At 43.2% G+C, this 12,748-nt stretch carries 11 protein-coding genes; 6 read left to right on the forward strand and 5 right to left on the reverse strand.

What is annotated here, in order from left to right; all coding sequences use genetic code 11:
- Position 1 precedes the first annotated feature (1 nt).
- Complete coding sequence (locus tag ID165_RS16045) at positions 2-1,936, reverse strand: fumarate reductase/succinate dehydrogenase flavoprotein subunit (protein WP_192345945.1); 1,935 nt, start codon at positions 1,934-1,936, stop codon at positions 2-4.
- Between the two features lie 13 nt (positions 1,937-1,949).
- Positions 1,950-2,633, reverse strand: a complete 684-nt coding sequence (locus tag ID165_RS16050) for a succinate dehydrogenase cytochrome b subunit (RefSeq protein WP_192345947.1) — start codon at positions 2,631-2,633, stop codon at positions 1,950-1,952.
- Between the two features lie 298 nt (positions 2,634-2,931).
- On the opposite strand from ID165_RS16050, the gene ID165_RS16055 reads away from it, so the two are divergent.
- The 4 genes from ID165_RS16055 (at position 2,932) to ID165_RS27135 (ending at position 7,279) form a co-directional block, all read left to right on the forward strand.
- Positions 2,932-5,712 carry a gliding motility-associated C-terminal domain-containing protein gene (locus ID165_RS16055; protein WP_192351612.1) on the forward strand — a complete coding sequence of 927 codons (2,781 nt, stop codon included), beginning with the start codon at positions 2,932-2,934 and terminating at the stop codon, positions 5,710-5,712.
- Entirely contained in the window at positions 5,709-6,152 is a 444-nt protein-coding gene (locus ID165_RS16060) for a thiol-disulfide oxidoreductase DCC family protein (RefSeq protein WP_192345949.1), read from the forward strand. The genes ID165_RS16055 and ID165_RS16060 overlap by 4 nt, the downstream gene beginning before the upstream one ends.
- Positions 6,153-6,222: 70 nt before the next feature.
- Positions 6,223-7,098 carry an ACP S-malonyltransferase gene (gene fabD / locus ID165_RS16065; protein ID WP_192345951.1) on the forward strand — a complete coding sequence of 292 codons (876 nt, stop codon included), beginning with the start codon at positions 6,223-6,225 and terminating at the stop codon, positions 7,096-7,098.
- Positions 7,099-7,225: 127 nt separating this feature from the next.
- On the forward strand, positions 7,226-7,279 hold the full coding sequence (locus tag ID165_RS27135; RefSeq protein WP_370539763.1) for a hypothetical protein: 54 nt from the start codon (positions 7,226-7,228) through the stop codon (positions 7,277-7,279).
- A 170-nt stretch (positions 7,280-7,449) separates the two neighbouring features.
- On the opposite strand, the gene folK is transcribed toward ID165_RS27135, so the two are convergent.
- A complete protein-coding gene (gene folK / locus ID165_RS16075; RefSeq protein WP_192345953.1) occupies positions 7,450-7,929 on the reverse strand; it encodes a 2-amino-4-hydroxy-6-hydroxymethyldihydropteridine diphosphokinase in 480 nt (159 codons plus the stop codon).
- A gap of 70 nt (positions 7,930-7,999) precedes the next feature.
- Between folK and sppA the strand changes: the two genes are divergently transcribed.
- Positions 8,000-9,766 carry a signal peptide peptidase SppA gene (gene sppA, locus ID165_RS16080; RefSeq protein ID WP_192345955.1) on the forward strand — a complete coding sequence of 589 codons (1,767 nt, stop codon included), beginning with the start codon at positions 8,000-8,002 and terminating at the stop codon, positions 9,764-9,766.
- 260 nt (positions 9,767-10,026) lie between these two features.
- Here the strand turns inward: sppA and ID165_RS16085 are convergent, their stop codons facing one another.
- Positions 10,027-10,929 carry a flavin reductase family protein gene (locus ID165_RS16085; protein ID WP_192345957.1) on the reverse strand — a complete coding sequence of 301 codons (903 nt, stop codon included), beginning with the start codon at positions 10,927-10,929 and terminating at the stop codon, positions 10,027-10,029.
- A gap of 381 nt (positions 10,930-11,310) precedes the next feature.
- On the opposite strand from ID165_RS16085, the gene ID165_RS16090 reads away from it, so the two are divergent.
- Positions 11,311-12,162, forward strand: coding sequence for an endonuclease/exonuclease/phosphatase family protein (locus ID165_RS16090; RefSeq protein WP_192345959.1), 852 nt, complete (start codon positions 11,311-11,313; stop codon positions 12,160-12,162).
- 50 nt (positions 12,163-12,212) lie between these two features.
- Here the strand turns inward: ID165_RS16090 and ID165_RS16095 are convergent, their stop codons facing one another.
- Positions 12,213-12,746, reverse strand: a complete 534-nt coding sequence (locus tag ID165_RS16095; RefSeq protein ID WP_192345961.1) for a hypothetical protein — start codon at positions 12,744-12,746, stop codon at positions 12,213-12,215.
- Between the last annotated feature and the right edge of the window lie 2 nt (positions 12,747-12,748).

Raw genomic sequence — 12,748 nt, forward strand, 5'->3', positions numbered from 1 at the left:
ATTATTTGTAAGATCTCTGGGTCAGCTTCACGTTTTCGAAAACCAACGGCTCTTTGTGCAATGTCTCAGGAGCATTTTCTGCCATAAACTCCCAAGCTGCCACGTAAGCAAAGTTCTCGTCATCTCTAAGTGCTTCTCCATCCGGAGTCTGAGATTCTAGTCTGAAGTGTCCCCCACAAGATTCAGATCTGTTCAGAGCATCGTCCACCATCAATTCTCCAAGCTCCAAGAAATCAGCTACACGGCTGGCTTTCTCTAAAGTCTGGTTCAATTCTTCATTGGCTCCGAGCACTTTCACATCAGCCCAGAATTCCTTTCTAAGCTCCTGAATCATTCCTTTGGCCTTTTTCAAGCCCTCTTCGTTCCTGGCCATACCACAGTATTCCCACATGATATGTCCCAGTTTCTTATGGAAGTAATCCACTGTCTTGCTACCATTGATACTCAAAAGTTGCTGGATGGCATCCTTCACCCCCTTCTCAGCCTTGGCGAATTCGGGATGGTTTATATCCACCGGACTTGGTCCTATCTGCGCCAAATAATCACCAATAGTATAAGGGACCACAAAGTATCCGTCAGCCAAACCCTGCATCAGGGCAGAAGCTCCCAAACGGTTTGCTCCGTGATCAGAGAAGTTGGCTTCTCCCAGCGAATAAAGCCCTGGAACTGTTGTCATCAAATTGTAATCAACCCAAAGTCCGCCCATGGTATAGTGAACGGCCGGATAAATCATCATTGGGGTTTGATAAGGGTTTTCACCGGTAATCTGCTGATACATGTCAAACAAGTTGCCGTATCTCGCACGGATCGCATCTTCGCTGTCACGATTGATGGCATCACGGAAGTCAAGGAAAACAGCCTGCCCGGTTTCATTTACGCCGCGCCCTTCGTCACACACGTCTTTGGCGTTTCTGGAAGCCACATCACGAGGCACGAGGTTACCGAAAGAAGGATATTTTCTCTCCAAATAATAATCTCTTTCCTCGTCCTTAATATCTTTAGGCTTAATTTCTCCTTTGCGGAGCTTCTCGGCCATCTCTTTTGTTTTTGGAACCCATACACGTCCGTCATTTCTCAGTGACTCAGACATCAGCGTCAATTTGGACTGATGATCCCCGGACACAGGAATACAAGTAGGGTGAATCTGCGTGTAGCAAGGGTTGGCAAAGTATGCACCTTTCTTATGTGCTCTCCAAGCTGCAGTCACATTAGATCCCATTGCATTGGTAGAAAGGAAAAACACGTTTCCGTAACCCCCTGTGCAAAGTAGTACTGCATGGGCAGCGTGGGTTTCGATAGCTCCCGTGATCAGGTTTCTGGTCACAATACCTCTTGCATGGCCGTCGATAGTGACTACATCCATCATTTCTGTACGTGGATAAAGCTTCACCTTACCATTGGCCACCTGTCGGCTGAGTGCAGAGTAAGCCCCCAAAAGCAATTGCTGTCCCGTTTGGCCTCTTGCATAGAAGGTTCTGGACACCTGCGCACCACCAAATGAGCGATTGGCAAGCAATCCTCCATATTCTCTGGCAAAAGGAACTCCCTGCGCCACGCACTGGTCAATGATATTTACAGAAACTTCCGCCAATCGGTACACATTCGATTCACGGGAACGGTAATCACCGCCTTTGATGGTGTCGTAGAAAAGTCTAAAAACGGAATCACCGTCATTTTGGTAATTTTTCGCAGCATTGATACCGCCTTGCGCAGCGATAGAGTGTGCACGGCGAGGGCTATCTTGAAAGCAGAATGCTTTTACTTTGTAACCAAGTTCTGCAAGTGAGGCAGCAGCAGAAGCTCCCGCAAGCCCGGTTCCCACCACAATTACCTCGTATTTTCTCTTGTTCGCCGGATTTACCAGCTTACTGTTAAACTTATGCTTAGTCCACTTTTCGGCCAATGGGCCAATTGGGGATTTGGAATCTAGTATCATAGGTGACTATTGATTAGCTCTGTGATGTAAAATAGATGTAAACAGGCATGCTGGCGAATAGAATCGGTACCAGAATGCAATAGATTTTTCCGATCACGAGAATGGCTGGAGAGTATTTCTTGTGGTTCAGACCCAAAGTCTGAAATGCACTTGCAAATCCATGGGAAAGGTGAAATGCCAAGAATGCCATCGCTACTACATAGCCTATGACCATCAGTTCATTTTGAAAAGCAAAAGTGACTATGCTAAACAGGTCCTTGTACTCTTCTCCATCATAATTTACTACAGGAAGATCCCCCCAATGCATCTGAGCCCAAAAGCTCTGCATATGAACCACGATGAAAATCAAAATGATAGTCCCCAAAATCCCCATATTGCGAGAAGAAAAAGTGGTAGAAGGAGGTGTAGACACACCATAACCTACAGGACGCGCTGACTTATTTCTTTTAGTAAGCCAGATAGAGAAAATCACATGTCCGATGATGGAAATGTACGTCAGCCAAGAAAGAAGCTTTACTGCTGGATTGGTAGTCATAAACTTGGCATAAATATTAAATGCCTCACCCCCATCATTCTTAAACAACAGTAAATTACCCGAAACGTGGCCTGTCAAAAACAGGATCAGGAAAAGTCCGGTCAGTGCCATGATCAATTTCCTGCCTATTGTGCTACTCAAGGTTTTTGTAACCCAGCTCATACAATTTTTGCGATTAGATTAAAACGAAATCTTTGATTATTAGTGTCAAATTTACATGCGGATCAACTAGCAAACAATCCATTCAAAAACACTTGTCTTATTTTAAGTCTTTCTAAATAAAAACAGCAGCAGCTGCCTTTATAGCCTGATTAACTATTTGAGCAGATTTAATGTTTGATTTTACGGAGATTTTCTCCTTACTTCCATTTATTTCGTATAGGAAGAAAATGTGTGTTAAAACCTTAAAAGAGGATAAATTCGTACATTATATTTTTCCCAACAAATGAACTTGACCAATATGAAGCTGAAAATCACCCTGGGACTTTTTCTAATCTTTCTGGTTGCCGGAATTTCTGAGGCCTGGGCCACACACATTAGAGCAGGTGAAATAACTGCTGAGCGCGAATCTCCTCAGTCCTTAGTGTATATTATTACTGTGGTAGGCTACACGGACACAAGATCAAATGTAATCTTTGGGCCTGGTGAAATTGACTTTGGGGATGGACGAGTGGTGGAAGGATTGAATACTGAAAATGAGTTTGAGCTTGTAGAATCACTTGGCAATTTAATCGAAAAAAACACCTTCGTCATTAGACATACTTTTCAGGGACCCGGAACGTACACAATCCGTTTTCTGGAACAGAATCGAAACGACAAAACACTGAATATGGACAACTCAGTGGATACTCCTTTCTATGTGGAAACCACCATTACCATTGATCCATTTATAGGGGTAAACAACTCTCCTGTTCTGACGATTCCGCCAGTTGATAATGGTGCCGTAAATGTAAGATACATTCACAATCCGGGCGCATATGATCCCGATGGCGATAGTCTTGCCTACGAAATGGATGTGCCTAAGCAACAATTTCAACGCCCTGTAAACAACTACAGGAGTCCTGCGTCTCCGGAATTCAGCTTCAGCAAGGAAGATGGAAGTACACCTGCTACTTTGACTCTGGACCCGATCACAGGAGATTTGATTTGGGATGCACCGGGCACCGCGGGACAGTTTAACGTCGCTTTTAGAATCAATGAATATCGAAAGCTTAATGGTAAATGGGAGCTCATTGGCAGTGTGGTCCGCGATATGCAGATTATTATCGAAAATTCGAATAATAGGCGACCCGAATTAATTTTGCCGCCTGATCTCTGTGTAGAAGCGGGCACCAAAATAGAAGAAATCATCCAGGGACAAGATCCTGATGGTGACCCTATCAAAATAGAAGTATTTGGCGAGCCCGTTGAGATAATAAGTTCTCCAGCTACCTATTCCCCTGAAACTGAATTTCAACCTAGCCCCGGCATAGTCAATTTCGACTGGCAAACTGTCTGTAATCATGTACGCGCCAGAGAATATGAAGTGCGGGTAAGGATTACCGATCAGCCTAGTTCGGGCCCCGCCTTGGTAGATATCAAAACATGGAGAATCAAGGTAGTGGGTCCGTCCCCGGTTTTCGATGAAATAGAACAACTGCCAGGCAGGTCTGTTGAGCTAAACTGGGATCCTTATGTTTGTGCCAATTCCTCAAATGAAATGCAAATCTGGAGAAGAATTAATTCTGATCCTTATCAACCTGATAGCTGCGAAACAGGAATCAGGGCGGGTTATGAACTGATAGGAACTACCAACATGCAAACGCTGGATTTCGTCGATACGAATGGCGGAGAAGGCTTGGCTCCGGGCAACACCTATTGCTATAGACTGGTGGCCGCCTACCCTGAACCTAGACTTGGCGAAAGCATAGTCTCTGATGAGATTTGCGTCACCATAGATGTGGATGTACCTATCATCACCAATGTAAGTGTGGAGGAAACTGACCCTACTGAGGGCGAGATTTTTGTAAAATGGACTCCTCCATATGATATTGACAAAGTACAATTCCCCGGACCTTATAGGTATGAGTTGCTTAGAAGTACGGGTTTCACAGGAAATGCAAACCGGGTATCACTGGGAATTACTTCTGACACGCTATTCACCGATACAGGTCTGAATACTCTGAATACCGTGTACAATTATGAAGTGGTACTACTGGATAGAAACACTAAAATCGATACTTCTTCCAAAGCTTCTTCAGTCTGGGCAGAGCCTACAATTATCAATGAAGCAATTGAGCTGAATTGGCAATTCACTGTTCCTTGGAATAATTCAATCAGCGAATACAGGCATGAAGTTTATAGAAACAGAACTGATGCCGCCGCTGCTGATGAAGACAACTTTGTAAAAATAGCCGAGGTGGATGTTACCACAGAAGGATTTAGCTATTTGGACGATGGCAGCTTCAATGGCGCACCGCTCCAAAAAGAGATTGAATATTGCTATTACGTAATCACCAAAGGTTCCTACAACGTAGCAGGGCTCGTGTATCCACTGGAAAACAAATCTCAAATCATATGCGCCAAACCTGATGACAATCGCTTGCCATGCCCTCCCGTATTGACATTCGAAGGTCCTGAATGTGCCGCATATGTTGCTGAAGTCCCATGCAACAATACAAGCTACGAACATGACTTGAGCTGGACACCTGATGTATCAGGAGAATGCGATGATGAGCTTGCAGGATACAAGCTATACTATACCGCTGATGGCGAGGATAGCCAGTTTGAATTGATCGCAGAGCTTTCTTCGTTGGATCTGTCTACTACCATTCGCAATCTTACAACCTACCGTGGATGCTATTACATTACTGCCATTGACAGATCAGGCAACGAATCTGATGCAAGTAATATCGTCTGTGTAGAGAATTGCCCTAGCTACAATCTTCCCAATGCCTTTACTCCAAATGGTGATGGGATAAACGAGACCTTTATGGCCTTTGACAATCCTTATGTACAATGCCCGCGATTCGTCTTGGGAGTTGAGCTATTTATTGTTAATCGCTGGGGAGTGGAAGTATTCTCATACAACAGTCTCGAAACTTCTGAAAATGACATCTACATCCGATGGGATGGAAAAGATAAAAGTGGCAACGAATTGCCCGCAGGCACTTATTATTATTCCGGCACAGTATTATTTGACATGCTCGATCCTGCGCAGAAAGAACAAAGCTTAAAAGGCACGATCCAACTGCTCAAATGACCCAAACCAAATCCATCATTTTCTTTGATGGGGTTTGCAACCTCTGTAATGCTTCCATTGATTTTGTGATCCGAAGAGATAAAAAAGATCACTTCTTAATGGGGGCATTGCAAGAGGGTTTGAGCAGAAAAATCCTCTCCCAATTTGAAGTCAGAGAAGATTACCTCGACTCCCTTGTACTTTTGGAGAAAGGGAAGATCTACTACAAAAGCACTGCTGCGCTTAAAATAGCCAGAAATCTAACAGGGCTATGGCCTGCATTGTATGCTTTTATTCTCCTTCCAAAGTTCTTTAGAGATCCTATTTACAATTGGATAGGCAGTAATCGCTACCGCTGGTTTGGCAAGAAAAGTACCTGCCGTCTCCCTTCTCCAGCCGAAAAAGCAAAATTTCTTTCTGCAGAGACACTTTCCCAAACGGCATTCAAACCAGTTCCCTGATTTCTTAATTGCGGGCTGCCTTTGGGAAAAGGCTTATATTTGCGCCGAACAAAAAAAAAAACACTAGTTAATGAAGGCATTTGTTTTTCCGGGCCAAGGCGCCCAGTTCCCAGGAATGGGAAAAGCACTTTATGAAGAAAATACCCAAGCAAAAGAATTATTTGAGCGGGCTAATGAAATCTTGGGATTCCGTATCACAGACATCATGTTTGAAGGAACCGCTGAGGAATTAAAGCAAACAAATGTAACTCAACCTGCTGTATTTCTTCATTCAGTTATCTTGGCTAAAACAACACCTAATTTCGCACCCGACATGGTCGCAGGCCACTCATTGGGTGAGCTTTCAGCCCTAGTTGCCAACGGCACCCTTGCTTTCGAAGATGGCCTTAAGCTGGTATATCAGCGAGCACTTGCCATGCAGGAAGCCTGTGAGATCAACCCGTCTACCATGGCTGCTATTTTGGGACTGGCAGATGAAAAAGTAGAAGAAATCTGTGCAGGAATCACCGATGAAGTTGTGGTACCCGCAAACTATAATTGCCCAGGCCAATTGGTGATTTCAGGTTCAAATAAAGGAGTGCAGATCGCATGCGAAAAGATGAAAGAAGCGGGCGCCAAACGGGCAGTACTGCTACCGGTGGGAGGTGCCTTCCACTCTCCCCTAATGGAACCTGCACGGGAAAAATTGCAGACAGCGATCGAGGCGACAGCTTTTCATACGCCTAGCTGTCCAGTTTATCAAAATGTAAGTACCACGGCGGTGACAGATGTAGCCGAAATCAAAGCCAATTTGATCGCACAACTCACTGCTCCGGTAAAATGGACTCAATCCGTGCAAAACATGGTGGCTGACGGGGCAACAGAATTTGTAGAATGCGGGCCTGGGAAAGTCCTCCAAGGCCTTGTCAAAAAAATCCATCCTGAAGCTGAAGTGTCAGGCCTATAATACTCAAACCCGCTCACAAGGCGGGTTTTGTTTTTCAAACAGAATGAGTTTCCGAAAAAGTAGGCATGACGCTGTCCTACCACTCCCTTCTGAAAACAGGAAAAGCAAAAGCCTCCATTTTAGCACAATGGAAGCAATATGTGAGGTGTTAGCTTGTCAAGCTGGAGATATCTTGGAATAAATATCTATTGATTCTAGAGTTGATTTTTTCTCTGAGATCGCTTAAATTAAGATGCCTTTCCTCCTTATTAAATCAGGATTACGATCTGGACTTAAAATCTCAAAAATTATTGCCAATTTCTGATTTTACTTGACACTTTTCACCGGTTACAAACTTTACGACCATACCCATTACAGTCCCTTCACGTCACTCCTATCCTCACATTCCATCAGCATCTGCCGGTTGGTTTTCCCCGTAGCCGGATGAATATAATCGGGCAAAATCTCTACCAACGGAACCAAAACAAATTTCCTCTCCGCAAGAAAAGGATGGGGAATCTGAAGTTTAGGAGTATCAATTATACTAGTACCAAAATAAATAATATCAATATCCATTGTGCGATCCCCCCAATGTTCATCCCTCTTTCTTCCAAGATCTGCTTCGGTTTGTTGGATAAAAGCCAAGATCTCGCTAGGAGAATACGCAGTTTTAATTTCCACCACCTGATTCAAAAAAGGCCCTTTAGCGACTCCTCCCCACGCTTCAGTTTCATAAATCTTTGATTTTTTCGTCACTTCCCCCAATTCAGAAATAGATTTCAATGCGGAATTGAGCAATGAAATTCTGTCTCCTTTATTTCCTCCTAATATCAACACTATCTTCTCAAACATTCTCCTCGTATAATTGCTTTTGTAAACATGCCCCAAATTAGGTTATTTTGGGCTTCAAATAATTTAGCTTATGAAATTCTTGGGAAATGTGCTGGCGGTAATCGTCGGGCTTTTTGTTTTCAGCATACTTAGCGTGCTTCTTATGTTTGGCCTGATCGGTATGCTAGCCGCTACAGGAAACAAAGAAGTAACCGTAAGTGAGAATACCGTATTGCACTTGGATCTTAACGGTAGAACACTCGTGGAGCGTACTTCCGAGGATGATTTGGATCTTTCCATATTTGGAAACCCCTTCGGCCAAGAATTTAATGCGGGGCTTATCAACCTTAAAAAAGCAATTGCTGAAGCAAAAAGCAATGACAACATCAAAGGAATCTACCTAAATACCGGCTTAGTGTTCGCCGGACAGGCTAGCCTGCTTGAGCTTCGTGAAGCTTTAGTCGATTTCAAAACTTCAGGAAAATTTATTGTTGCTTACGACGAAGCCTATACTGAAGGCGGATATTTTGTCGCTTCGGTAGCGGATGAAATATATCTTAATCCCTTGGGAGGAATTGATTTTAACGGATTCTCCTCCGAAGGTGTGTTCTTCAAAGGCCTTTTCGAAAAAATAGGAGTGAAACCTGAAATTTTTAGGGTTGGGGAATTCAAATCCGCCGTCGAACCTTTTATCCTAGAGAAAAACAGCCCCGAGGCAAGATTGCAGACCCAGTCTTTTTTGGATGATATGAATCAGTTTGCTCTCCATGGCGTGTCGGAATCAAGAGGAATTGCTTATGATAGCTTGAAGAAAATCAATGATTTGATGTTGGTCCGCAAACCTCAAGATGCAGTGACATATGGCTTGGCTACGGATTTACTCTATTTTGACCAAGTGCTTTCCAAACTAAAAGAAAAAGTTGGCATCGATGAAGACGATGACATCAAAACAATCAATGCCACGGATCTAACTAAAGTAGTAAAATCCAAAAACATCACCTCTTCTAATAGGATTGCTGTAATCATAGCTGAAGGTGAGATCGTAGGTGGAAAGGCTGACGGCGTGATCAGTTCAGAAAAGTTTGCCAAGGAAATCCGAAAAGCCCGTAAAGACGACAATATCAAAGCGATCGTCCTTCGCGTGAATTCACCGGGAGGTTCTGTGGTAGCTTCGGAAGTCATCTGGAGAGAAATGGCTGAAGCCAAAAAGGCAAAGCCTCTATATGTATCAATGGGAGAGGTAGCAGCCTCCGGGGGATACTACATCTCTGCACCTGCAGACACTATCGTAGCTCAGCCCAATACCATCACAGGGTCAATCGGTATATTCGGAATGATGTTCAATGCGCAGGAATTATTAAATGACAAGCTTGGCATTACTACAGATGTGGTAAAAACAGGTGAGCTGTCCGACTTCATGAATGTAACCAGACCATTAACAGAAGTAGAGAGAACAATCATTCAAGGAACAGTGGAAGATGGCTATGAAACCTTTATATCCAGAGTCTCTGAGGGCAGGGGAATGTCTGCTGAAGCTGTAAAGGAAGTAGCATCCGGAAGAGTTTGGACAGGAAATCAAGCTAAAGAAAGAGGTTTGGTAGATGTCTTGGGAGGGCTGAATACCACCATTGAGCTTGCTGCAGCCAGAATCGGTGCCTCAGATGATTATCGTGTGATTTATTACCCTACCAAAAAGCCATGGTTCGAAACTATTATGGAAGACTTGGGGGAAAATGTTCAAATCAAACTACTCAAAAACGAATTAGGCTCAAACTACACGATTTTCAAGCAGGTCGAAAAATTAAAATCCTACGAGGGTATTCAAGTACGAATGCCTCAGGATATTATCATAAAATAAGGTAAGCAGTCTTATTTAGGTAGTAACATGGTAAAGGGAAAGCGGCTAAGGCCGCTTTTTTTATTTTATACCTTTTTTACCGTAGCCTACGCAGAGCCTTTCGCAGAGAACGTAGTATTTCTTCAGCTCAACTGATCAAAGTTCTAGCTTACAAAGCCCGAACAGCATTCGGCTCAGGCCGCTTTTTTTAACCATCTGGGCAGCGTTTTTTACGCAGCATCTCCATCTTACCTCTGAAAACTGAATACTGCGACTGAATACTATTCACTGAATCCTCCCTGCAACAATATCAACCACGCCCGTTCCACATTATCTTCATCCAGTGCTTCCTTGGCCAGCAAATGCAAATGATCAATCATCGAGTCCGGATCATTCTGAAAACGGATTTTCATTTCTTGGATCTCTTGGCTTAGCCCAAACTCAGCTACCGTAGCTTCACTCGGGAATGCGGCAACATTCCCCAATCTCCCTAAATTATTCCCACTTAAAATAGTACTGTTTCTCACTCCTTTCGGAATCCGGTCTACCCCCATACCCATTGTACGCAGAGGCTTAGGAATCTCAAAAAGAGATGCCCCACTGGCACGACTATACCAATTGCCTCCTAATCTGGCTACTGCGTCCAATTTCCTAGGATCGATCACGCCAGCTTCATCCAGAACATGTTCATTCACATGCGCTGCCAAAACCTCACAAATCACCAAGTTTCCGGCTCCTCCACTATCTCCCAGCGATTTCACCTCATTCACCTTACATTCAAAGGCCACATGAGCTTCTTTGATTCGGGGAGGCTTCACTTCTGTTGATTTTACTTGGGTAAATCCTGCTTTTTCAAATTCATTCACACCTTTTTCATATTCCGTACTAGCCAACGACATCTGCTCCACCATGCCAAAGTGCACCACGTGAATAACCACTTCAGGAACTTCCAGCACATTGTCCAGCGTATGCTTAGTGGTATTATCACGCATTCGCCTGAGTGGAGAAAAAATCAATATAGGAGGCTGGGAACTGAACAAATTGAAAAAACTGAAAGGACTTAGATTTACATTGCCAGCTTTGTCGATTGAACTTACAAATGCAATTGGCCTCGGAGCCACCGCTCCTTGCAGCAATCCATAAAATTCAAGCGTAGAGAGGTCTTTGGGATAAAAGGTTTTCATTTGACGACATTAATTGAGGACTACATAGAGTGAGTAGATAGGTCGAATTTAGGCAAATAGGCCGAAAGACAGAAAAGCAGTCCTTACCCAGTCTTAATCTTATCAACAATTTCATCTTCGTGCAAGTACCATACTGAAATAAAATAGATAAATCCGCTGACATGATGCTTTTGTGAAGAAACTGCTATAAGGTTTGTCATAAGCTAAGTTTGAGATAACTTCGGTCTTCCGTCATCCCCTCTTGCCGTCAGGGCAAAGGTCTTCCGGCTTTATTGATAGATTGTACTGACTGCTGACAAGATTTTGGATATTCATAAATTGAACATCAATTCGAATTACTAAAACTATTTTTCAAGAATAAGTTCTGAAATCATGACTAGAATGCTTAGAAGTATCCTAAAAACAAGTGTGTTTTTGATTGCCGTAACGCTAGGGGTAAATTCCCTTGCTATAGCACAAACACATAATTTTGCCACATTCAACATCCGATATGCCAATCAAAATGACGTTGGAAATCTATGGGAAGACCGACTACCGCATGTGACAGGGCTGATCCGATTTCACCGGATCGAATTAGTTGGGGTACAAGAAGCATTAAATAAGCAGCTTCTGGATTTAAGTACTGAACTCGGTTATTCATTTATCGGAGTTGGCCGTGATGACGGAACCGAAAAAGGTGAATATGCTGCAATTCTATACGATCCTGAGAAGTTTAAGATCCTTGACGAAGGGACTTTCTGGCTCTCTCCCACTCCCGACAAACCAAGTAAAGGCTGGGATGCTTCGCTGAACAGAATTTGTACATGGGGAAAATTCAAGGATAAGGATGAAAAAATATTCTATGTATTCAATATCCACTATGATCACATAGGTCAGGAAGCGCGTGAGGAAAGCAGCAAATTGGTGATGACTCAAGTATCAAAAATCAATACAGAAAATGCTCCTGCCCTTTTAATGGGAGATTTCAATGTTACCCCCCAGAACGGTGCATATACCACCATCACCGAGAATCCTGAATGGCAAGATGCCAGAATGATCTCTGAGATTCCTGCTTACGGGCCGGCAGGTTCATTCACAGGTTTCAACTGGGAGAAAATGCCTGATGGCATCATAGATCATGTCTTTGTTAAAGGAGATCTAAAAGTAATACGTCATGGTATACTTACAGACAACTACGGTAAGAAATACCCTTCGGATCATTTTCCGGTGCTGGTAGAAATTGAGTGGAAGTAATCATACTGTAAAGCAAGGGTATGAAAATCCATTCATCCCTTTGCTTTATTTTATAATAGTTCTTTAGGCGGTCCGCTCATAAGCATAGGAGTTTTTGGATGATTTTTTTTATGCTTTTTAGTGAGATACGTTTCCCATTTAGCATATTGTCTGTCACTCAAAAATGTAGAGATCCAATTACCTATCTCCAGTTCCACAGCTTGAATCGGCGGACTGTAAGGCTTTACCGCTTCTGTGTATTCCTTCACCACAGCAAACACCCTGTCAAAGTCATTCCTGTCATCTATTGCTGCCACTTTTTCCCAATAGGAATTTTCAATAGCTACCAACTGCGGTTTGTTCGCATTATAGATACTATCCGTTTTAACCTGATACCAAGAGATAATATGAGCTTTTTTTTTGTATTCGGAAGATTGCCTTTTCAAATGCAGCCGCCTTGCAACTTCTTCCAGATTGAAATCTAGGATACCCATCAGGTTCTCAACGGACAAATGGAAAAAACCGGATACTTTTTCTCCATCCACTTCTTGGGCAATTGAGCTATTCGCAACCAGCATGAGCAGCACTACTATTTTTTTTTTCATCG

Origin of the sequence: Algoriphagus sp. Y33 (assembly GCF_014838715.1) — a bacterium.
Taxonomy (GTDB): Bacteria; Bacteroidota; Bacteroidia; order Cytophagales; family Cyclobacteriaceae; genus Algoriphagus.

Coding starts and splice junctions, on each gene's coding strand:
- ID165_RS16045 (WP_192345945.1), bottom strand. CDS start 1,936: ATGATACTAGATTCCAAATCCCCAATTGGCCCATTGGCCGAAAAGTGG.
- ID165_RS16050 (WP_192345947.1), bottom strand. CDS start 2,633: ATGAGCTGGGTTACAAAAACCTTGAGTAGCACAATAGGCAGGAAATTG.
- ID165_RS16055 (WP_192351612.1), top strand. CDS start 2,932: ATGAAGCTGAAAATCACCCTGGGACTTTTTCTAATCTTTCTGGTTGCC.
- ID165_RS16060 (WP_192345949.1), top strand. CDS start 5,709: ATGACCCAAACCAAATCCATCATTTTCTTTGATGGGGTTTGCAACCTC.
- fabD (WP_192345951.1), top strand. CDS start 6,223: ATGAAGGCATTTGTTTTTCCGGGCCAAGGCGCCCAGTTCCCAGGAATG.
- folK (WP_192345953.1), bottom strand. CDS start 7,929: ATGTTTGAGAAGATAGTGTTGATATTAGGAGGAAATAAAGGAGACAGA.
- sppA (WP_192345955.1), top strand. CDS start 8,000: ATGAAATTCTTGGGAAATGTGCTGGCGGTAATCGTCGGGCTTTTTGTT.
- ID165_RS16085 (WP_192345957.1), bottom strand. CDS start 10,929: ATGAAAACCTTTTATCCCAAAGACCTCTCTACGCTTGAATTTTATGGA.
- ID165_RS16090 (WP_192345959.1), top strand. CDS start 11,311: ATGCTTAGAAGTATCCTAAAAACAAGTGTGTTTTTGATTGCCGTAACG.
- ID165_RS16095 (WP_192345961.1), bottom strand. CDS start 12,746: ATGAAAAAAAAAATAGTAGTGCTGCTCATGCTGGTTGCGAATAGCTCA.